Origin of the sequence: Leucothrix pacifica (assembly GCF_003172875.1) — a bacterium.
GTDB classification, from domain to species: Bacteria; Pseudomonadota; Gammaproteobacteria; order Thiotrichales; family Thiotrichaceae; genus Leucothrix; species Leucothrix pacifica.
In genome coordinates this window covers 110,296-132,500 of sequence record NZ_QGKM01000015.1, presented here as the reverse complement: position 1 = coordinate 132,500, position 22,205 = coordinate 110,296, and the positions used below count along the sequence as shown (strand labels likewise).

General features: G+C 47.6%; 22 protein-coding genes. 6 read left to right on the top strand and 16 right to left on the bottom strand.

Annotation, left to right across the window (positions count from 1 at the left end):
* Nucleotides 1-202 precede the first annotated feature (202 nt).
* Nucleotides 203-1,768, top strand: a complete 1,566-nt coding sequence (locus DKW60_RS08070) for an ATP-binding protein (RefSeq protein WP_109837139.1) — start codon at nt 203-205, stop codon at nt 1,766-1,768.
* A gap of 119 nt (nt 1,769-1,887) precedes the next feature.
* Here the strand turns inward: DKW60_RS08070 and DKW60_RS08065 are convergent, their stop codons facing one another.
* The 4 genes from DKW60_RS08065 to DKW60_RS08050 all read right to left on the bottom strand — a co-directional run bounded on the left by DKW60_RS08065 (nt 1,888) and on the right by DKW60_RS08050 (nt 3,271).
* A complete protein-coding gene (locus tag DKW60_RS08065) occupies nt 1,888-2,307 on the bottom strand; it encodes a type II toxin-antitoxin system VapC family toxin (protein WP_109837138.1) in 420 nt (139 codons plus the stop codon).
* On the bottom strand, nt 2,307-2,567 hold the full coding sequence (locus tag DKW60_RS08060) for a type II toxin-antitoxin system prevent-host-death family antitoxin (protein WP_109837137.1): 261 nt from the start codon (nt 2,565-2,567) through the stop codon (nt 2,307-2,309). The genes DKW60_RS08065 and DKW60_RS08060 overlap by 1 nt, the downstream gene beginning before the upstream one ends.
* 126 nt (nt 2,568-2,693) lie before the next feature.
* On the bottom strand, nt 2,694-3,008 hold the full coding sequence (locus DKW60_RS08055) for a type II toxin-antitoxin system RelE/ParE family toxin (RefSeq protein ID WP_109837136.1): 315 nt from the start codon (nt 3,006-3,008) through the stop codon (nt 2,694-2,696).
* Nucleotides 2,996-3,271 (bottom strand): CopG family ribbon-helix-helix protein, encoded by a 276-nt coding sequence (locus DKW60_RS08050; protein WP_109837135.1) that lies wholly within the window; start codon nt 3,269-3,271, stop codon nt 2,996-2,998. The genes DKW60_RS08055 and DKW60_RS08050 overlap by 13 nt, the downstream gene beginning before the upstream one ends.
* A 320-nt stretch (nt 3,272-3,591) precedes the next feature.
* On the opposite strand from DKW60_RS08050, the gene DKW60_RS08045 reads away from it, so the two are divergent.
* From DKW60_RS08045 to DKW60_RS08035, 4 genes are all read left to right on the top strand, one after another.
* On the top strand, nt 3,592-4,164 hold the full coding sequence (locus tag DKW60_RS08045; protein ID WP_109837134.1) for a Uma2 family endonuclease: 573 nt from the start codon (nt 3,592-3,594) through the stop codon (nt 4,162-4,164).
* 110 nt (nt 4,165-4,274) lie between these two features.
* Entirely contained in the window at nt 4,275-4,571 is a 297-nt protein-coding gene (locus DKW60_RS08040; protein ID WP_109837133.1) for a DUF4172 domain-containing protein, read from the top strand.
* A complete protein-coding gene (locus tag DKW60_RS23490; RefSeq protein ID WP_146203450.1) occupies nt 4,568-4,756 on the top strand; it encodes a hypothetical protein in 189 nt (62 codons plus the stop codon). Before DKW60_RS08040 ends, DKW60_RS23490 begins: the two co-directional genes overlap by 4 nt.
* 77 nt (nt 4,757-4,833) lie before the next feature.
* Nucleotides 4,834-6,375, top strand: a complete 1,542-nt coding sequence (locus tag DKW60_RS08035; protein ID WP_109837132.1) for an ATP-binding protein — start codon at nt 4,834-4,836, stop codon at nt 6,373-6,375.
* A 4-nt stretch (nt 6,376-6,379) separates the two neighbouring features.
* Here DKW60_RS08035 and DKW60_RS23985 read toward each other — a convergent pair whose 3' ends face one another.
* The 7 genes from DKW60_RS23985 to acnD form a co-directional block, all read right to left on the bottom strand.
* Nucleotides 6,380-6,601, bottom strand: a complete 222-nt coding sequence (locus DKW60_RS23985) for a hypothetical protein (protein ID WP_219988673.1) — start codon at nt 6,599-6,601, stop codon at nt 6,380-6,382.
* 215 nt (nt 6,602-6,816) lie between these two features.
* Complete coding sequence (locus DKW60_RS23980) at nt 6,817-7,302, bottom strand: low temperature requirement protein A (protein WP_219988672.1); 486 nt, start codon at nt 7,300-7,302, stop codon at nt 6,817-6,819.
* 98 nt (nt 7,303-7,400) lie between these two features.
* The gene (locus DKW60_RS08025) at nt 7,401-8,123 is read right to left on the bottom strand and encodes a Fic/DOC family protein (protein WP_109837131.1); all 723 of its coding nucleotides are present in this window, start codon (nt 8,121-8,123) and stop codon (nt 7,401-7,403) included.
* Complete coding sequence (locus DKW60_RS23975; RefSeq protein WP_219988671.1) at nt 8,116-8,760, bottom strand: helix-turn-helix domain-containing protein; 645 nt, start codon at nt 8,758-8,760, stop codon at nt 8,116-8,118. Before DKW60_RS23975 ends, DKW60_RS08025 begins: the two co-directional genes overlap by 8 nt.
* 170 nt (nt 8,761-8,930) lie before the next feature.
* The gene (gene prpF, locus DKW60_RS08015) at nt 8,931-10,109 is read right to left on the bottom strand and encodes a 2-methylaconitate cis-trans isomerase PrpF (RefSeq protein ID WP_109837130.1); all 1,179 of its coding nucleotides are present in this window, start codon (nt 10,107-10,109) and stop codon (nt 8,931-8,933) included.
* Between the two features lie 16 nt (nt 10,110-10,125).
* The gene (locus DKW60_RS08010) at nt 10,126-10,329 is read right to left on the bottom strand and encodes a 2-hydroxymuconate tautomerase family protein (RefSeq protein ID WP_109837129.1); all 204 of its coding nucleotides are present in this window, start codon (nt 10,327-10,329) and stop codon (nt 10,126-10,128) included.
* 186 nt (nt 10,330-10,515) lie between these two features.
* A complete protein-coding gene (gene acnD / locus DKW60_RS08005) occupies nt 10,516-13,119 on the bottom strand; it encodes a Fe/S-dependent 2-methylisocitrate dehydratase AcnD (protein WP_109837146.1) in 2,604 nt (867 codons plus the stop codon).
* A gap of 75 nt (nt 13,120-13,194) precedes the next feature.
* Here acnD and DKW60_RS23635 point away from each other — a divergent pair, with 75 nt between their 5' ends.
* Nucleotides 13,195-13,344, top strand: a complete 150-nt coding sequence (locus tag DKW60_RS23635) for a hypothetical protein (protein WP_181389624.1) — start codon at nt 13,195-13,197, stop codon at nt 13,342-13,344.
* A gap of 57 nt (nt 13,345-13,401) precedes the next feature.
* On the opposite strand, the gene prpC is transcribed toward DKW60_RS23635, so the two are convergent.
* The 5 genes from prpC to DKW60_RS07980 form a co-directional block, all read right to left on the bottom strand.
* Nucleotides 13,402-14,556, bottom strand: coding sequence for a bifunctional 2-methylcitrate synthase/citrate synthase (prpC, locus tag DKW60_RS08000; RefSeq protein WP_109837128.1), 1,155 nt, complete (start codon nt 14,554-14,556; stop codon nt 13,402-13,404).
* A 3-nt stretch (nt 14,557-14,559) separates the two neighbouring features.
* Nucleotides 14,560-15,441, bottom strand: coding sequence for a methylisocitrate lyase (gene prpB / locus DKW60_RS07995; protein WP_109837127.1), 882 nt, complete (start codon nt 15,439-15,441; stop codon nt 14,560-14,562).
* Nucleotides 15,442-15,614: 173 nt separating this feature from the next.
* Nucleotides 15,615-17,510: a propionyl-CoA synthetase gene (locus DKW60_RS07990; RefSeq protein WP_109837126.1), complete on the bottom strand. Its 1,896-nt coding sequence runs from the start codon at nt 17,508-17,510 to the stop codon at nt 15,615-15,617.
* A gap of 234 nt (nt 17,511-17,744) precedes the next feature.
* Nucleotides 17,745-19,244, bottom strand: a complete 1,500-nt coding sequence (gene mqo / locus DKW60_RS07985; RefSeq protein WP_109837125.1) for a malate dehydrogenase (quinone) — start codon at nt 19,242-19,244, stop codon at nt 17,745-17,747.
* Nucleotides 19,245-19,357: 113 nt separating this feature from the next.
* Nucleotides 19,358-22,195 (bottom strand): 2-oxoglutarate dehydrogenase E1 component, encoded by a 2,838-nt coding sequence (locus tag DKW60_RS07980; protein WP_109837124.1) that lies wholly within the window; start codon nt 22,193-22,195, stop codon nt 19,358-19,360.
* Nucleotides 22,196-22,205 lie beyond the last annotated feature (10 nt).

The window sequence follows — 22,205 nt, the reverse complement described above, 5'->3', positions numbered from 1 at the left end:
CTTGAAGACGATATTGAGTTGCCTTGTCTGGGTAAGACGCTGACGCTACAGACAATTTACGCGGGCATCGAGTCAGGCGGGCAACCCCAAGTCATTGCCTGACATAATATTATAACCTGCTTGAACACACTGACTAAAGCGCAGCTGTGATATGCTTGGATTCACTGACAGTCAATAAAGCAAAGGCGCTTGCAAGCACATCATGAATCCACGTAAAAAGCTCCCGATTGGAATACAAACATTTCGTGAAATTCGCGAAGACAATCATTATTACGTTGATAAAACCCAGCTAGCGTTAGACTTGGTGAATGATGGTAAGCACTACTTTCTCTCCCGCCCGCGCCGCTTCGGGAAAAGCCTGTTTCTGGACACGTTAAAAGAACTGTTTGAAGGCAATCAGAGTTTATTTGAGGGACTGGCGGTGCATGATCAGTGGGACTGGTCGGCTCAGTATCCGGTTATACGCTTCAGTTTTGGGCGTAAGAATTACGCCAGTATCAACGCGCTCCAACAATCCTTACACCAACAGTTGACATCACTCGAAGACACATTTTCAGTTAAACAACAATTTGACGATGTGGGGAGCCGGTTTGCGGATTTGATTGAGAAGGTGACGGCCAAGACCAAGCAGTCGGTGGTTATCCTCATCGACGAATACGATAAGCCCATCTTAGATGCCTTAAGTCAGCCCGAGATTGCCCGTGATAACAGGGATTTCTTACGAGGCTTTTATGGCACGATCAAAGACTATGATGCCCACATCAAATTCAGTTTTTTAACGGGTGTCAGTAAGTTCTCGAAAGTCAGTTTGTTTTCGGGGTTGAACAACCTTTATGACCTGACCCTTGCGCCGGACTTTGCCACGCTGTGCGGCTATACCGATCATGATATTGATACGGTCTTTGCCGCTGAACTCTTTGACTTAGATCGTCAGGAAATACGGGACTGGTACAACGGTTACAACTGGTTGGGTGAAGGCGTTTATAACCCTTTCGATATTCTGCAACTGTTCAAAAACCGCGAGTTTCGTGCCTATTGGTTTGAAACCGGTACGCCGACCTTTTTAATCGAGCAACTGATGCAGCGGCAAATCGTCAGCCTGAAGCTAGACAGTTTGTTTAGTAGCAGTTCGATGTTATCCAGTTTTGATGTGGATGAGATGACGATCGAGGCCTTGTTGTTTCAAACGGGCTACCTCACCATCAAAAGCACACAACGTGCGGGTGGCCAGCAGTTTTACACATTGGGTTACCCGAATCAGGAGGTCTTTCAAAGCTTAAATGAGCACTTGCTGGCCAGTTTGGTTCAAGACCGCTCAGCACAAGCCGTACAGACCGTGCGTTTATATGAACTCCTGCTCGTCAATAACTTCGATGGCTTAAAAGACCTCTTTCACGCCTTCTTCGCCAGCATTCCCTATGCGTGGTACACCAATAACGATATACAGAGCTTCGAAGGCTATTACGCCTCCGTGTTTTATTCCTACTTCGCCTCACTCGGCTTGGATGTCACAGTGGAAGACATGACCAACCTTGGGCGCATTGATATGACCCTGCAGTTTAACCAGCAGGTGTATATTTTTGAGTTTAAGGTGGTCGAGCTGGTGCCTGAAGGGAATGCCTTGCAGCAAATTAAAAATAAAGCCTATGCGGATAAATACCGCAGCCTGAATCACCCAATTCATTTGATTGGCGTTGAGTTCAGCAAGGATACGCGAAATATTGAGGGGTTTGAGGTGGCTAGCGATGACTATCCGCATACCTCCTGACTAATCAAACGAAGGAACATCCCAAATAGCCACACGGTCATGAGGTCGCAGCTTGTCTAAAATACACAGGCAATTTATGCGGGCGTTGATGTGGCTTGACTGGAAGCTATTTTATTTGTCTAAGCCTCAAAGGGATTTAGCACACGTAAATTAGGATGCTCAAAATCTTTCGTATTACGTGTCACCAATGTCAGGTCGTACTGAATAGCACTGGCAGCAATCCAAGCATCATTTTCAGGCGCAAGGTCAGGAAAGTGCAGTGTTGAACACACTGTCGCTGTGGCTTCATCGATCGGTAAAACGCGACCATAAAACATCGGTTTAATCGCCGCGTGATACCAACTTTTCAATCGCTCTGCTTGCTGCGGGTCTTTATGCGCCATACGCAATATACCACGCTCAATCTCCATCAATACCACAGCATTCGTGTATAAAGACTCTTTTTGCACATGGCTCAACCATTCAACAACGTTTTTATTCGCTTTATTTTTTCTGACTTTACGGATTTCAGACACAACATTGGTATCGAGTAAGTACATCAGTCAAGCGCAACATCTGGTCGATGAGCGGTGCTTCTGGCGGGGATATCTAAATCAATATCAGCCACATCAGCGTGCTCTAAACTACACAACCAGTCGTAAGCACTTTGTGGTTTTTTTGCGGATATTAATTGGTACGCTTCATAGCTCATCAGTACGTGCTTTGGCGAACCGCGATCGGTAATAATAATAGGCTCACGAAGGCTTTCCCGTTTAGCACGGCCTAGGTCTTGATTAAATTCTCGGCTTGTCATTTGCATAGCGTTCTCCTTTATCTGGAGAAAAAGTTACTACATAAAATAAAATGTAGCAACAAAAAATTAACGTGTAAAAGTCTATGGCATTACCTGATTTGCTTAGATGCATCAGGAGCCAAACCCATGGATCTACAGATTCACAGGCAAGTCAAAACCTGACTCTCTCTGGTGGCGCATTGCAACAATGGTAATTTCATCCGACTCAACTCGGTACAAGATAATATAACCATCGCTACCAAAATCGATAACCAGCTCACGAAACCCCGCAGGCATCGAGTCAGGTGGGCAAGGTCGTCCAAGTAAAGGAAATGTCAGAAGCTGGTCGATACCCGAGATAATTTTATCGGCTGCTCTTTGGGCGGCCCTTGGATTCTTCTCTGCGATAAACAAACGTAGTCGAACCAGATCGGCCCTCGCCCGTTTCGACAGTCTTATTGATGGCACTTCGGCGGCTCCTGCTCATCTTCAGTCCCCCAACTTTGTAACCAACTACGGGCTTCATCCCAAGTGACATGCTCACCTGTTTCCTCATAGTCACGCCACGATTCCATTGCATCAGCATACAAAGCGGTACGCTTTTCCTCTTGCTCAATGTAACGGTTAATGGCTTCTACCATCAGCCAATGAGGTGTCCGACGCTTTAGGTCTGCCAAATTCTTAAGACGTTCTGTCAGTTCATCATTCAGTTTTACTGAGGTTGTTGCCATGAGAATGCCTCATTTACTAAAAGGTAACACCTAGTCACTATAGCACTGAGACACGTAATTTGCGATAACGCTGAGCGTGATGACGCTTTTACAGAATACGGAACTGAGAGCACCTGTTAAAAAGCCGATAGCACCATTTCCTGAAACGATACTTGATTAGACCTCAGCTTGCCTGAAACACACAGGCAGACCCGAATCATTAGATTACATGTAAGACGCCATCAGGGTAGCTGTGAAGTCACCCAAACCAATTCCTTGATGATCAAAGAAAAATACTTTAGCGTGTTACTAAGAAGTTATCTTATGGAGCCGCTCTGTTTATGCCCGGCAATAAATCACAACACGACACCAACATCACTGAAGAGGCATTTCTGGCCGGTGAAAAAACAGCAGACACACGCCACGAGTACGTTAATGGCCACGTCTATGCAATGGCTTGCGCCAGTAAAACGCACAATAAAATCGCCCGAAATTTCATCACTAGCCTGTCAGATGCTGCCGATCAATCCGGCTGTGAAATCTACTTTTCAGACATCAAAGTCCGCGCTGAAAAATTCAAAAGCTATTACTACCCCGACATCGTTTTAAGTTGTGAGGACGACGACGAAAACGACTACTACCTCTCAAATCCCTGCCTGATTGTTGAAGTCTCCTCCGCCTCTACCATGCGCAAGGACTACTTGGAAAAAGCCCTGAGCTATCAATCCATTGATTCGTTAAAAGCCTACCTGATCGTCTCACAAGATAAACCACAGGTGGATATGTTGCTGCGCAATGCTGAAGGCACTTGGGATTTACAGCAGTTTAATGACCTTGAAGACGACATTGAGCTGCCTTGTGTGGATAAGACGTTGTCACTACAGGCAGTTTACGCGGGCGTTGATGTGCGGTAAGACTGGATGCAGACGCTCCGACATATTCCCATACCGTAGGTTTAAACATCCACTTAATCAACTCATATTATGATACGATTATATAAATTAAACGATCATGAGATTACTAAATGTGGGTATGGGAACACGATAACTGGCCAGACCTAAGCTACGATGCGACGCGTGTACTGCCGCATCTGGAAAAGTGCGTACAACAGATCGCACCTCTCAAAACACTCGCCCAAAGCCTAAGTTTTGAAAGTCGGCTAGATTGGGAGTCGGCCATTTTACTGGATGAAACACTCGCAACCGCGGGCATCGAAGGTGAACAGCTGGACAAGAGGCAGGTCAGCATTTTCAGCAACTCAATCAGCGTACTCAGTTCTGGCAACGTCACAGTGATACCTCATTTAACGAGCGGCAATTGAAACTGCTTAATCGACTACTTGAAACAAGTGATTTTGCGGATGGGGTTTCCCGGAAGAAGTATCGGGCTTTAACGAGGACAAGTGATCCCACTGCGGCGCGGGATTTGAGTGATTTGGTGGCTAAGGGTGTCTTAGCGCCGATTGGTGAGGGGCGTGGGCGGAAGTATCAGTTGGTCTCCGCTTGAATACGCCGACTTGAACGCAGCTGTGTTATCCTTTGATTTATTCAGAGTTAATCAGAAAAGGCGCTTACGAGCACATCATGAATCCACGTAAAAAGCTTCCCATTGGAATTCAAACGTTTCGCGAAATTCGCGAAGACAATCATTATTACGTCGATAAAACCCAGCTAGCGTTAGACTTGGTGAATGGAGGAAAGCATTATTTCCTATCCCGCCCTCGCCGCTTCGGTAAAAGCCTGTTTTTGGACACGTTAAAAGAACTGTTTGAAGGCAATGAAAGCCTGTTTCAGGGCTTAGCAGCACATGCACAGTGGGACTGGTCGGTTCAGTATCCGGTCATACGCTTTAGTTTTGGGCGTAAGAATTACGCTAGCACAAATGCTCTCCAGCAATCCTTACACCAACAGCTGACGTCGCTCGAAGACACATTTTCTGTTAAACAACAATTTGATGATGTGGGGAGCCGGTTTGCGGATTTGATTGAGAAGGTGAAGGCCAAGACCAAACAGTCAGTTGTTATCCTCATCGACGAATACGACAAACCCATTTTAGATGCCTTGACTAAACCCGAGGTTGCCCGTGACAACCGGGACTTCTTGCGGGGCTTTTATGGCACTATCAAAGACTATGATGCCCATATCAAATTCAGCTTTTTAACCGGTGTGAGTAAGTTCTCGAAAGTCAGTTTGTTTTCGGGTTTGAATAATTTAAATGACATTACACTGGATGAGCGTTATGCCACGCTTTGTGGTTATACCGATAACGATGTTGATACCGTTTTTGCGGCCGAGTTGTTTGACTTGGATCGTGAGGCGATTCGAGAGTGGTATAACGGTTATAACTGGCTGGGAGATGGCGTCTATAACCCGTTTGATGTACTTCAGCTGTTTGACAAGCGTGACTTTCGTGCCTACTGGTTTGAAACCGGCACACCAACGTTTTTAATAGAGCAGCTCATGCAACGACAAGTCGTCAGCCTGAAACTGGACAGTTTGATTAGTAGTAGCTCGATGTTATCCAGTTTTGATATGGATAATATGACCATTGAAGCATTATTGTTTCAGGCGGGCTCTTTAACGATCAAAAAAAGCGAGAACTTAGGAGGAATCTACTTTTACACCTTAGGCTACCCAAACCGTGAAGTACAGCAAAGCCTCAATAAAACCCTGCTTAGTGCCCTTGTGAAAGACCAGTCTAGTCAAGTGACGCAACTTGCGCAGCTGTACCGATTATTGCTCGCCAATGACTTTGATGGCTTGAAAACCCTATTTCATGCCTTCTTCGCCAGCATTCCCTATGCGTGGTATACCAATAACGATATACAGAACTTTGAAGGTTATTACGCCTCTGTGTTTTATTCTTACTTCGCCTCACTCGGCTTGGATGTCACGGTAGAAGACATGACCAACTTAGGGCGCATTGATATGACGCTGCAGTTTAATCAGCAGGTGTATATTTTTGAGTTTAAGGTGGTCGAGCTAGTGCCCGAAGGAAATGCCTTGCAGCAAATCAAAGATAAAGCTTATGCGGATAAATATCGCAGTCTGAATCAGCCAATTCACTTGATTGGTGTTGAGTTCAGCAAAGACACACGGAATATTGAGGGGTTTGAGGTGGCTTAAAACCTCACAACTCACCCTTCTTCTCAATAGCAATCATCGCCCTAATCATCGGAATCGCAATCTGCGATATCACGGCAATCCCGAATAATAAATTCCCTACCCACGCCGCTACAAAAGGCACGGAGCATAAAGTAATAATAGCCATGCCAATACCGAACAACTGCACATCGCGTGTGTAGTAACGGTGTCCGGCATGACGTTCTATCGAAGACTGGATAATCGCCATAGACACCGAAAAAAGTATTAAGCCGCCACAGGATAACACGGCGTATTTAATTTAAGGGGGAATTTATCAAAAAAATCCACCTGTACTTGGGCTTTTATCGCCACGCCAATCATAATTGCCGCCAGCATCAATACTAAATGACCGTACCACCAACGAAATCTGTGCTTGTTGTTATCGGTGTGTGGACGTCCATTTCCGACGTAATCAAAGTAGGCTCAACTGAGTGTGAAGATAATCACACCGCTTAGGAAAAAGTTGAACAATACATCTGCGCTGACGTTTGCGACGCCCTTTTCGGACAAGGCGATAACGATTTTGAAAAAACCCTCACCCATTACGATTAGGAACAGCAGTGCAAAACGTTCAGAGAAATGGGCGACCCGTGGGGTGAAGCGCTTGAGCCTCATGACGGTACAGACTTGGGCCGACATGATGCAGCGATGGTAAACGTCGGTGCTAATGTATAGTGAGCTGAAGTAGGAGGCCTCTGCCCACGCCATCCAAATGACAGCAAACAAGGCCGCAAAGATCAGAAACCCTTCGATGGATAGGTGGTGTGACAGGTAGTTACCCAACATGAACACGCATACTACATGTATCAGGTCATAGAAGAGTTCTACCCAGTGAACGTGTTCTTCTGCATCTTCGAGGTCTTCGTGATGTAAGGGAGCGCGCCACAATGGGTAGTCAGATAATGCCATACATGATCCTGAGGTGTTATGGGTGTATTCGTAGTTGTACTAATGGTTTTAACAGATGAGTCAGTGGTTTGCTACTGATCGGATAAAGAATACACCCACTAATCTATGCGCTCTCTTTCTAGCTTATAGGCTAAATACTCCCTCGACACCTGCTCATCAGAGTAATCACCATCCACGCTATTCATTTCACTTTGGCCATCTAAACCTTCTATGCTGCCAATAGATCCTCCCCAAGAATCACGGCTTCTAGTTTCACCAATAAATTGAGATAAATAACGATCCAAAGGGCGTTCCCGTGGCTTCTCAATCTCTTGACTTAATGCATTCAAATAATCAGTCTTAGCTGTTTTTTCCCATTCAATCGAGAAACCGGCGCGATAACAAAGCTCCGTGTGAATTAATAACATCGTTCGCCCATTACCATCGAGAAAAGGGTGCCCATAAGCAAATAGACCCATAACCTCCCCCGGACGTTCAGACATCACAGCTTTGTCTTGACCTAAAGATAAACCGTATTCAATGGAACGCTCAATTTCTTGAGGGTGGCAAAATTTAACATCGGCCTTAGAAATAGCCTTGTCAGGAAGAAGCTCATAGCGGTCTTTACCAGCCCAGGGATATACCTCTGAAAACAACATTTTATGTACTGCTAAGAAATCACCATAGGTCAACTGCGCTTTGGTAGATAAGTAAGCTAACGCATCATCTAAACCAGCACGGAACATCGTGTGCTCTAGCTCTCTGATGACATCAGGATCTTTTTCCCCAAATTTGTTTCTCAGATAACCTTCTGTTTCAAAGTCAGAAAATGGATCAAACACTGCTGTGACGCTCCCTAAGATAGTTAACAGATAACTGCGCCACTTGCTGCATAGACAACTTGCCCGCACGCTTTAAAGCGACGAGAAGGTCTTCTATATGATCATGTTGTACGTCATCCCCTGCTAACGAAGTGACGGAATCTGCAAACTGATCCATAGAACTGTAGGTGTATGAAACGTTGTGACACTTAGCCAACGCTATAACAAAGCTACCTACGTTTTTTGTGGGAACCGTATCAGAGAGTTCTAAAATCTCAGGTTTTATTTTAGGCGCTGAGCGCCGACTACGAAGTAGAACCTCTAATCCATTAAAGCTTAGCGCTCTATTAGTTCGCGGGGTATTGGTTTCAAACTGACTACCATCTGGCATTTCGATGTCGAGGCGCAACGTACCACCTGCTGCTTCAATATATTTTTTTAATGACGATAACTTAATGTCCTGCCCAGCTTTCTCCATTCCAGAAATCGTCGGTTGTTTTACGCCCATTGCTGATGCTAATTCGCTTTGTGTTAGTGCCGCTCTTTCACGTAATTCAGCCAGGTGAATATTTGATGACATTTCTGCCGCCAGCTCTGGTGCTTGAGCATCAGTTTCTGGGTTTTCGTTAGCCAGAATCTCTTGAAGTGTGTTAGCCATAATGGTTCCAGACAGCTTTGATATAGGTTACATACTATATAGGTTAAAACCTATAATCAATACAAGCTGCCTCTGACCCACTATTTTGCAATAGTTTCAAGCATCATCGTTAATTTCATGCGCTACCTCCTTTATTAAGTCATTAATAAATAGTCAGCAACGGCACTAAATCAAAAGACATCGCCAGGAATTCTTACCCAACCTTCCATAAGCACCCGCGCACTACGACTCATCACGACCTTATTCACCGTCCAGCCGTTCTCCCCTTCAATCGCCTCAGCACCGACTTTCAATGTACCGGAAGGATGCCCAAAGGTCACCGCGTCACGCTCGCCACCACCAGCGGCCAGATTCACCAATGTCCCCGGAATAGTTGCTGCTGTACCAATTGCTACTGCTGCCGTGCCCATCATCGCGTGGTGTAATTTCCCCATCGACAAGGCACGAACATTCAGGTCAATATCATCTGCATTTATCTGCTTGCCACTGGATGACACGTAGGACTGAGGCGCACCAACAAAGGCGACTTTCGGTGTATGCTGGCGGGCTGCCGCTTCAGAAATATCGCCGATCAATCCCATTTTTACCGCGCCATAAGCACGGATGGTTTCAAACATTTCCAGTGCTTTGTCGTCACCATTAATCACTTCCTGCAACTCACAGCCGGTGTAACCAATCGCGTCAGCATTGAGGAAAATGGTCGGGATACCAGCATTAATCATGGTCGCTTTAAACGTACCCACACCGGGCACTTCCAGTTCATCCACCAGATTGCCCGTTGGGAACATCGCGTCAGTCGCATCCACAGGACTCATAAACTCCACCTGCACTTCCGCCGCCGGGAAGGTTACACCGTCCAGCTCAAAGTCGCCGGTTTCCTGTACTTCGCCATTGGTAATCGGCACATTGGCAATAATGGTTTTCTGAATATTCTTCTGCCAGATACGCACCACCGCAATGCCGTTTTCAGGGATACGCGACGCATCCACCAAACCATTGCTAATCGCAAACGACCCCACCGCAGCGGTCAGATTGCCGCAGTTACCACTCCAGTCGACAAACGGCTTATCAATCGACACCTGACCAAACAGATAATCCACATCGTGATCCGCCTCTTCGCTTTTCGACAAAATCACCGTCTTACTGGTACTGGACGTCGCACCGCCCATGCCGTCGGTTTGCTTACCGTAAGGATCAGGACTACCAATCACCCGCAGTAAAATATTGTCGCGCACTTCACCCGGTACCTGCGCCGCCTCCGGTAGATCCGTCAGGTTAAAGAACACCCCTTTACTGGTGCCGCCGCGAATATAGGTGGCGGGTATTTTGACTTGTGGCGCGTGTGGCATGGTTGACTCCTTCGAATTATTTAGTCTGCTTGCGCAGCTCTGTGACCTGATCAAAACCGATTCCCCAGTTGTCTGTGTTGACCTCATCAATCACCACGACCGTTGTTTTGGGATTCTTACCGAGGACATCGACCAGCAATTGCGTAGCGCCGGCGATCAGCTGTTGTTTCTGTTCTTTGGTGACACCTTCATCGGTGACTTTGATATTCACGTAAGGCATATATAACTCCTCTCTCCTCTACCCTCGCCCTCCCACCATATGTAGCGAGGTATTGAAGTAATTACATCAATCTCTCAAGGCTAAGGGTGATCTGGGGTTTATCCGGTGCAGCGTTTTCAAGCAAAGCTTGAGGGCAAGCCGAATAAACACCCGATCACCTGCCCCCAAACCATCACCGAAGCACTACTAACTATTTGACTCCAGGAAGTCCTGAGCAAAGCGCTGTAATACACCGCCTGCCGCATAAACCGACACTTCCTCAGCTGTATCCAAACGACACTTCACCGGAATCTCAACGCGCTCACCATCTTTACGATGCATGATTACCGTCAATGCAGCACCCGGTGCAATTTCACCTTCAACATCATAGGTTTCTGTACCATCAATATTGTAAGTCTTACGCGTGTCACCACCGGTAAACTCAAGCGGCAATACACCCATTCCAACCAAGTTAGTGCGGTGAATACGCTCGAAGCCTTCCGCCACAATCGTTTCAACACCGGCCAGACGAACACCTTTCGCCGCCCAGTCACGTGAAGAGCCCTGACCGTAGTCCGCACCCGCGATAATAATCAACGGTTGCTTACGCTCCATGTAGGTTTCAATTGCTTCCCACATGCGGCTTTCAGTGCCTTCAGGCTCAATACGAGCGAGTGAGCCTTGCTTGATGCTGCCATCATCATTGCGACACATTTCATTCAGCAACTTAGGGTTAGCAAACGTCGCGCGCTGTGCCGTCAGGTGATCACCACGGTGCGTGGCGTAAGAGTTGAAGTCCTCTTCAGGCAAGCCCATTTTGTGCAGGTAAGCACCCGCTGCACTTTCAAGCATAATGGCGTTAGATGGTGACAGGTGATCCGTGGTGATATTATCACCCAATACCGCCAGCGGACGCATCGCTTTCATCGTGCGCTCACCCGCCAATGCGCCTTCCCAATACGGAGGACGACGGATGTACGTGCTCTTAAGATCCCAGTCATACAGCGGGCTCTTTGCCTCTGTAATCACACCCAGATCAAACATTGGGTTGTAGATTTGCTGGAACATTTCAGGCTTTACACTGGACTCTACGATGGCATCGATTTCTTCATCCGATGGCCAGATGTCTTTTAAGGTAATTGGGTTGCCGTCTTTGTCATTGCCCAGACTGTCTTGCTCGATATCAAAACGCATGGTTCCGGCGATCGCATAAGCCACCACCAATGGTGGGGATGCGAGGAAGGCTTGCTTCGCATACGGATGAATACGACCGTCGAAGTTACGGTTACCCGACAATACTGCTGTCGCGTATAAATCACGCTCGATAATCTCGTCACGAATCACCGGATCAAGTGCGCCTGACATCCCGTTACACGTAGTACAGGCAAAGCCGACAATACCAAAGCCAAGCTGTTCAAGCTCTGGCAATAATCCTGCTTCTTTCAGGTACAGCTCAGCCACTTTTGAACCTGGTGCAAACGATGTTTTCACCCAAGGCTTACGGATCAAACCAAGCTCATTCGCTTTACGTGCAACTAAACCAGCCGCCACCACATTGCGAGGATTGGAGGTATTGGTGCATGACGTGATGGCCGCGATGATCACCGCACCATCGGGCATTTTGCCATCCGCTTCTTCAGCTTTTGCTTTATCTAAGTCTTTGGCGATGCCCTTAGACGCCAAATCAGCAGTGGCTAAACGACGGTGAGGGTTTGATGGCCCCGCCATGTTGCGCTCAACACTAGACAGGTCAAACGTCAATACACGCTCGTATTTCGCTTCCGTCAGATCATCAGCCCACAAACCAGTTTCTTTGGCGTACTGCTCAACCAGTGCCACTTGCTCAGGCTCACGACCCGTCAGCTTTAAATAATCTATCGTTTGCTCATCAATATAGAACAAGCCTGCTGATGCACCGTACTCAGGTGTCATATTAGAGATCGTCGCGCGGTCACCAATGGTCAAACCTTTAGTACCGTCACCGAAGAACTCAAGGTAAGACGACACGACTTTCTCATTACGCAGGAATTCAGTAATCGCCAGCACGATATCTGTCGCAGTGATACCCGGCTTACGCTCACCGGTTAGCTCCACACCGATAATCGTTGGTACACGCATCATCGATGGCAGACCTAACATAACGGTCTCAGCTTCCAGACCACCAACACCAATCGCCATGACACCCAGCGCATCCACGTGAGGTGTGTGCGAGTCTGTACCCACACAAGTATCCGGGAATGCCACGCCATCACGCGCCTGAATCACCGGCGACATCTTCTCCAGATTGATCTGGTGCATAATGCCGTTACCCGCCGGAATCACATCCACGTTTTTGAATGCTGTTTTACACCACTCAATAAACTTAAAACGATCCGCATTACGACGGTCTTCAATCGCACGGTTTTTCTCAAACGCTTCCGGATCAAAACCACCCGCTTCCACCGCCAGCGAGTGATCCACGATCAACTGAGTCGGCACCACCGGATTGACCTTCGCAGGGTCACCACCCTGATCAGCGATTGCATCACGCAAGCCCGCCAAGTCAACCAGTGCCGTCTGGCCCAAAATATCGTGGCAAACCACACGCGCCGGATACCATGGGAAATCCAACTCTTGCTTGTTATCAATCAACTGCTTGAGTGAGTCAGTCAACGTCTCTGGGTCACAGCGACGGACTAATTGCTCTGCCAATACACGAGAGGTGTAAGGCAGTGTTGCATAAGCACCCGACTTGATGGCATCGACCGCTTCACGCGTATCGTAGTAATCTAAGTCCGTGCCTTCTAAATTCTTTCTATATTGAGTATTCATTGAATCTGCTCCATAGCCAATAACATAGGCCATCTGGTATTCACTTCGTTACGCTCCTTGCGATGTTCGGAAGGTATGCGAGAAAAAACACCAAACGCCCACATGGTCTTAGCATTCAATCGCTTAAGCAGTGGCTGGCTCACCGATGTGTCACCAGCCTCTACCAAAGTAGTGAAGCAATTACGTTTTATGGAAGAAATAATCGAGGCATGGATGCCGGGATAAGCCTGCATGGATGCATTAACGGCGTTTTCTGGAATAAAACGTAATTGCGTAACGGGTTTAGCCGCGATCAGCCAGAGGCACGAACTTCTTATCTTCCGGCCCAATGTAGTTCGCTGACGGACGAATAATCTTGCCATCCTGACGCTGCTCGATCACGTGAGCACCCCAACCTGAAGTACGCGCAATCACAAACAGCGGCGTAAACATATCCGTTGGCACACCCATCTGGTCATAAGACACCGCTGAGAACCAATCCAGATTCGGGAACATTTTCTTCTCTTCCCACATCACTGATTCCAAACGCTCCGCGATATCAAACATTTTCATATCGCCGTTAGACTCAGACAGCTGCTTCGCTACACGCTTGATGACTTCGTTACGAGGGTCAGAAACCGTGTATACAGGGTGTCCGAAACCAATCACGATTTCTTTACGCGCCATGCGCTCACGGATATCCGCTTCTGCTTCGTCTGCATCGTTGTAACGCTTCTGAATTTCAGAGGCAACTTCGTTTGCGCCACCGTGCTTAGGACCACGTAATGCGCCAATTGCACCAGTAATACAAGAGTGCATATCAGAGCCTGTTCCAGCCACAACACGACCAGTAAAGGTAGAAGCATTAAACTCATGCTCTGCGTACAAGATCAGAGAAACGTGCATTGCTTTAACCCACTCTTCCGGTGGCTTTTCGCCGTGCAGAAGGTGCAGGAAGTGACCACCGATAGAATCATCATCCGTCTCAACATCGATACGCTTACCGTTGATGCTGTAGTGGTACCAGTAAAGCAGCATAGAGCCGAAGCTTGCCATTAAACGATCCAAAATATCGCGTGCTTCAGCTTCAGGGTGTGCGTCTTTTTCTGTCAGGCACGTACCCAATACTGAACAACCCGTACGCATTACATCCATTGGATGTGCTGACGGTGGAATACTCTCAAGCGTTGCAATTACCGCTGCCGGTAAGCCGCGCAATGACTTCAGTTTTGCCTTGTACTTCTTCAGCTCAGCCTTGTTTGGTAGTGTGCCGTGAACGATCAGGTGAGCGATTTCTTCAAACTCTGCCTGCTCAGCAAATTCCAGAATGTCGTAGCCACGGTAGTGCAAGTCATTACCCGTACGGCCTACGGTACAGACCGCCGTATTACCCGCTGCTGTGCCTGACAGTGCAACTGATTTTTTCGGTTTAAATCCGGTTTTTGTCTGTTCTGTCATTGATTAACCCTCTTCCTTAAATAATGCGTCTAGCTTTTGCTCGTAATCGTGGTAACCCAGATAATCGTATAGATCCATACGGGTTTGCATGGTGTCGAGTACACCTGACTGAGTGCCGGTTTCACGCAGCTGTGTGTAAACATTCAGTGCTGCCTGATTCGCTGCACGGAAAGCCGATAGCGGGTAAAGCGCGATGCTGACATCCGCTGATGCTAATTCTTCAGTGGTGAACAATGGCGTAGAACCAAACTCAGTGATATTCGCCAGAATCGGCACACCCACAGCTTCAGCAAACTGCTTGTACATCTCCAGATCCGTCATTGCTTCCGGGAAGATCATGTCTGCACCGGCTTCGACACAGGCACATGCACGATCGATTGCAGCATTCAGACCTTCAACGGCCAGTGCATCTGTACGCGCCATGATCACAAACTCAGGATCAATCTTTGCATCAACCGCAGCTTTTATACGGTCAACCATTTCACCCTGTGAAACCACCGCTTTGTTTGGACGATGGCCACAACGCTTCTGTGCTACCTGATCTTCAATATGCACCGCAGCAGCACCGGCTTTTGTAAACGCACGAACCGCACGAGCGATATTGAATGCACCGCCCCAACCTGTATCAATATCAACCAAAACCGGTAGAGTGGTAACTTCTGTTATACGACGTAAATCAATCAGTACGTCTTCCATAGTGGTAATACCCAAGTCAGGGATACCACAAGAACCAGCCGCTACACCGCCGCCTGAAATATACAGCGACTTGTAACCACTCGCTTCCGCTAATCGTGCGTGGTATGCCGTTGTTGCGCCTACACACTGTAATGGCTTTTCAGCCGCGATAGCTGCGCGAAACTTTGCGCCTGCAGATTCAATACTCATTTGTCTTTGCTCCAAGAGTGAGCCTGACTTTTATTTAGCCAACTCAATCATTATAAAAATTGATAAATCTCAATAACAAACCATCACAAGGGCTTCGGTAGTTACTGCCACGAATCGATTCAAGCGAAGCTTGTGTTCGTGGTGGTAACTACCGAAGCCCGACCACAAAGTGCTTAACCCTTCGCGTAACCCAAGCCTTTCAAGGCTTCTTCAATCTCATCCATGATGGCCGGATCATCGATGGTCGCTGGCATTGTCCACTCAGTTCCATCAGCAATTTTCACCATAGAACCACGTAGGATTTTGCCTGAACGTGTCTTAGGTAAACGCTTTACTACGGCTGCGATTTTGAAAGCCGCTACCGGTCCGATCTGGTCGCGTACACGCTTCACCAACTCGGGGATAATGTCGTCATCACTGCGCGTCACGCCGTCTTTTAGTACCACTAAGCCCAGTGGTAACTGACCTTTAAAGTCATCGGCCACACCAAATACTGCACATTCCGCCACATCAGCGTGACCGGACAGTGCTTCTTCGATGGCGCCGGTCGACAGGCGGTGACCTGCTACATTGATTACGTCATCGGTACGACTCATGATCCACAGGTAACCATCAGCATCACGGAAGCCCGCATCGCCGGTTGTGTAGTAGCCTTCGTGTTCTGTCAGATAAGCGCTTTTAAAGCGCTCGTCGTTGCCCCACAGTGTCGGCAAACAGCCCGGTGCCATTGGTAGCTTAACCACCAAATCACCCATTTCGCCATCTGGCATTTCAGTACCGTCAGAAGCCAAGACTTGTACGTCGTAACCTGGCATTGCCACACTCGGAGAACCCGGCTTAATGTCCAACTCTTCAATACCCAGTGGGTTCGCCGCAATCGCCCAGCCTGTCTCGGTTTGCCACCAGTGATCAACCACTGCAATACCTAATGTGTCACGCGCCCAGAACAAAGTATCAGGATCGCAACGCTCACCTGCTAAGAACAATGACTGTAAACATTCAATATTGTATTTCTTCAGCTCGTCCGCATTTGGATCTTGCTTTTTAATCGCACGGAAAGCAGTCGGAGCAGTAAACAATACTTTAACGTTGTACTCTTCAATCATGCGCCAGAATGCACCGGCATCCGGTGTGCCGACAGGTTTGCCTTCGTAAACGACGGTGGTGCAACCTTTTAACAGCGGTGCATACACAATGTAAGAGTGACCAACAACCCAGCCAACATCAGATGCCGCCCAGAACACATCGCCCTGCTCTACGTTATAGATGTTTTTCATGGACCAGTTCATGGCAACGGCATGACCGCCATTGTCACGAATAACACCTTTTGGCTGGCCTGTCGTACCAGAGGTGTAAAGGATATACAGAGGATCAGTCGCTGATACCGCAACGCATTCCGTTGGCTCAGCAGCAGTTGCCGCAGTATCCCAATCCAGATCACGTCCTTCAATTAATGGTGCATTTGCCTGCTCGCGCGCTTTGATAATGGTGCAGCCAACTTTGTGCTCTGCCAGTTCAATCGCCTCATCCAATAGCGGCTTGTACTCAACCACACGATTTGGCTCGATACCGCATGATGCACTCACGATGACTTTAGGCTTAGCGTCGTTAATGCGTGTCGCCAACTCATTCGCCGCGAAGCCTCCAAATACAACGGAGTGAATCGCACCCAAGCGTGCACACGCCAACATCGCAATCGCCGCTTCCGGAATCATTGGCATGTAAACCAGAACACGGTCACCTTTTTCAACGCCATTTGCGCGAAGCGCACCGGCGAACTTGGCAACCGCATCAGTGAGTTCTGAATAGGTGTAACGCATCTTGGTGTCAGTGACTGGTGAGTCGTAGATCAATGCATCCTGATCACCCAGTCCGTTTTCAACGTGACGATCCAACGCGTTGTAACAAGTGTTTAGTTCTGCGCCAGCAAACCAGCGAGGAATCGGTTTTGCATCGTAGTCGAGGACATTGTCCCAAGGCTTCATCCAATCGATTTCAGCGGCGGCTTGGCCCCAGAACTCTTCGGGATTACTAAGTGATTGTTGATGAATTTCCTGATACTTCGACATGGCAAAACTTCCTCAAATTACGTATTAAAAACAGTGATTTCTTAACCTGTCCTTTGCGTTAACGTAAATATACTAGCACCCGCGAGAAGCGTTTCCCAAGAACTAAAAAAGGCCGAAACGCTAATAAAAACGTGATTCGGCCTCTTTTATGGAATGATCAATATAGACTATTAATTAGACTGATATAAATCTCCGGATGTTGCAAAAATGCAACAGAAATAATGAGTTAGAGTATTATTCACTGCTATAGTGATCATCTAGTTTCAGCGTGGTTAATGTCATCTTACGTACACGGTGCAACAGCTCAGCATCACCATCCAGTGACTCACCGTATGACGGAATGATCTCTTTCAAACGTGGTTTCCAGTCGCCATTGTTCATTTGCTCCGCGAAGCTTTTTTCGATGACTTTTACCATGGTCTGAACGGCTGTCGAAGCACCCGGTGACGCACCTAACAATGCAACCAAAGACTCATCTGATGATGAAACCACTTCTGTACCGAATTCGAGCTTGCCGCCTTTTTCTGCGTTCTTTTTGATGATCTGAACGCGCTGTCCAGCGATTGATAGCTCCCAATCTTCGTCCTTTGCTTCTTTATAGAACAAACGCAAAGTATCCATACGATCTTCAAAAGACTGCTGTACTTCTTTGATCAGGTAACGGGTCAAATCCATATTGTCACGGGCAACAGACAACATGGGGATCAGATTATTAGGCTTGACCGACTTAATGAGATCTAAGAAAGAGCCCTCTTTCAGGAACTTCGTTGTGAAGCCCGCAAATGGCCCGAATAACAACGCCTTCTTACCACCGATAATACGGGTATCTAAGTGAGGCACTGACATCGGTGGCGCACCAATAGGCGCTTTACCGTAAACCTTCGCATCATGCTGCTCAACGATCTCAGGATTATGACACACCAACCACTGACCACTAACCGGGAAGCCGCCGTAACCATTGGCTTCAGGAATGCCAGATTTTTGTAGTAATGGTAAAGCACCACCACCAGCGCCCAAGAACACAAACTTGGCACGAACAATTTTCTGAATATCAGTTTGTGAGTCGCGCATCAGCACTTGCCATTCACCGTTTTCACGTTGGTGAAGATCAACGACATTCGTATTTACCCAGTAGGTGAAATTCTCTTTCTCGCGAAGGTTACGCACCAAACTACGAGATACCTGACCGAAGTCAACGTCTGTACCATATCGGACACGTGTCGCTGCTACTTTTTGATCCGGGTTACGGCCCTTCATCACTAGCGGCATCCACTCAGCTAAGACCGCAGGGTCTTCGGAGTATTCCATGTCTTTAAACAGGTGATGTGGCTTCATGGCTTCATAACGCTTACGCAGGAAGTCGACATTTCCCTCACCCCAAACAAAGCTCATGTGTGGGGCCGGGTTAATGAAGTTCGTCGGTTCTGGCAAAATATTTTTATTTACCAGATACGACCAGAACTGAAGACTGAACTCAAAAGCCGGATTGATAAACTCAGGTTTACCCGTATCCATACTGCCATCCGCCTTAACGGAGGTGTAGTTCAACTCACAATAAGCAGCATGCCCTGTTCCGGCATTATTCCAACCGCTTGTGCTTTCTTGTGCACCCTTCTCTAATCGCTCAACCATCATCATCGACAGGTTAGGATCAAGTTCGTTAAGAAGAGCGCCCAGTGTGCTACTCATAGCACCGGCACCGACTAGCAGTACATCTACGTGTTTATCAATCATGATTAAAGTCGCTAGAAATTACAAAAGAGGAGTTCCACCTGCCCTTGGTGGCTTAAGAGCCGCCTTGCATGCCTGATGCAAGGCGACTCATATCATACTGACGAATCGTTAGATCAGATCAGGTTTAGCGTTGACGCAATAACCTTTTCCTGAGCTACTACGTGTGCCTTATGGCTACCTTCAGCAGGTGCTGCCATGGATGCACGAGTGACCGGAACCAGCTTCGCATCTTCACCCAACACTTCGCGGATATTTGGCTGAATACTTAGCCACGCGCCTTGGTTGAATGGCTCTTCCTGAGTCCACTTATAACGCTCAACATTCGGGTACTTATCAAGGACTGCCTTAAGGTCAGCCGCCGGGAATGGGTACAACTGCTCGAGGCGAATGATCGCGATATTATCCACTGATTCCTTACGTCTGCGCTCTACCAGCTCGTAGTAAACCTTACCGCTACACAATACAAGTTCAGTTACTTTTGACGGATCCAAATCATCGACTTCATCCAATACATTCTGGAATCCACGATCTGTGTAGTCCGCCATTTCGTTCACCGCTAGTGGGTGACGTAACAGGCTCTTAGGCGTCATGACAACTAAAGGAGTACGGAACTCTCTTTTAATCTGACGGCGTAACATGTGGAAAATCTGAGCCGGCGTACTTGGTACACACACCTGAATGTTTTCCTGAGCACATAGCTGCATGAAACGCTCAAGACGTGCCGAGGAGTGCTCAGGACCCATGCCTTCATAACCGTGAGGTAGCAGCATGATCAGACCACAGTGCAGTGCCCACTTCTGGTGTGCCGAACTGATGAACTGGTCGATTACCATTTGTGCACCGTTGGCAAAGTCACCGAACTGTGCTTCCCAGATAACCATCTTATCCGGCTCAGTGGTTGCATAACCGTATTCAAACGCAAGCACTGCTTCTTCTGATAACAAAGAGTCAATGATCGCGAATGACTTAGGATTATCATCGATATGCTCAAGCGGGATATGACGCTCACCGGTTGTTTGCTCGTGGAAAACCGCGTGACGGTGGAAGAATGTTCCACGACCCACGTCTTCACCAGAGATACGAATCGGATTACCTTCATCAAGAATTGACGCATAAGCCAGGTTTTCACCAAAGCCCCAGTCGGTTGCTACTTCCTGATTAGCCATTTGTGCGCGCTTCTTTACAATCGCTTTAACACGTGCATTTAGCGTAAAGTTTTCCGGTGTTTCTGTGATCTTCAGACCCAGACGCTGGAATGCCTCTGCTGTGATGGTGGTATCGACCTCATCATCCCATTTTCCTTCTTTAAAACGTTCCCAGTTTACAGGGAAGTCTTGTGTGTGTTGCCCCGGTGGAATCAGATGAGGAACGGTTTCAACACCATCTTCCAACGCCTTTCGGTAGTCTGCGATGTAGCTTGCTACTTCTTCTTTTGTAACAACTCCCATCTCAATCAGCTTATTGGAGTAACGCGTTTGCGCCGTCGCCAGTGCCTTGATCTTTTTGTACATCAACGGCTGTGTTGCTGAAGGCTCATCCGCCTCATTGTGCCCATGACGACGGTAGCAAACCAAATCAATAAACACGTCTTTACGGAATTTCAAACGGTAATCAGCCGCTAAACGCGTAACGTTGATAACCGCTTCAGGATCATCCGCATTCACGTGGAATACCGGTGCGCCAACCATTTTGGCAAGGTCAGTACAGTATTCAGTAGAACGAGCATCACGAATTGCAGAGGTGGTGAAACCAATCTGGTTATTGACCACAATGTGAATGGTTCCGTTGGTGTGATAGCCACGAGTCTCTGACATGTTCAACATTTCCATGTTGACACCCTGACCTGCTAATGCGGCATCACCATGAATAACAATCGGCAGGACAGCACGACGTGCATCTTCCGGATCACGACGGTCCTGACGAGCACGCGAAGCACCCACTACAACCGGACCAACAATCTCAAGGTGAGACGGGTTGAAGGCCATTGCCAGGTGAACCGGCCCGCCCGGTGTATTCATGTCTGATGAGTAACCCATATGGTACTTAACGTCACCAGAGCGTCCACCATTGTCTACACTACCGGCAAACTCGTTAAACAACATCGCAGGCGACTTACCCATGATATTGATCAATACATTCAAACGACCACGGTGAGCCATACCAATAACGACTTCGCGAGTGCCATTACTACCAGTACGTTGGATCAACTCATCCAGCAATGGGATTAAGCTGTCGCCACCTTCCAGTGAGAATCGCTTTTGACCAACATACTTAGAGTGCAGGTAGCGCTCCAGGGTCTCTGCAGCCACCAACTGCTTTAGCAGATACTTACGTGTTTCAGCATCGAACGACGGCTTTAGATAATGACGTGATAGTTCACCCTGTATCCAGCGCTTCTCTTCGGTGCTTGAAATATACATATACTGCGCACCGGTTGTGTCACAGTAAACACCTTCCAACTGATCGATAATATCGCGAAGCTTTGCATCACCCAAACTTGCCATGGAACCAGAGCTAAACACAGTGTCTAAGTCTGCTTCGCTCAGATTGTGGAATGCTAAGGTTAGTTCCGGAACACTCTTTTTCTCACCTTCTTCCAACGGATTAATATCCGCTTTCATGTGACCTAAGAATCGATATGCGTTGATCAGCTGAAGAACCTTGACTTGCTTTTCACGGTGCTCAGCGTCTTCACTTACGGGTGCAGAAGGCTGTAAACGCAGACCCAGATTGCGGAACTGATCACGCTTCTCTGAGTGAATCGCTTCGCCAGCACCATTCGTGTTGACATCCTGAGGTAATTCATCGAAGTACTTTCGCCAGTTATCCGACACTGACTGAGGGTCTTCCAAATAAGACTCATACATAGACTCCAGGTAAATAGCACTACTTCCGTCAAGCAGTGAATCCTGTCGCATTTTTTCAAAAAGACTTTGTTGTGTGGTCGCCATGATAGTATTA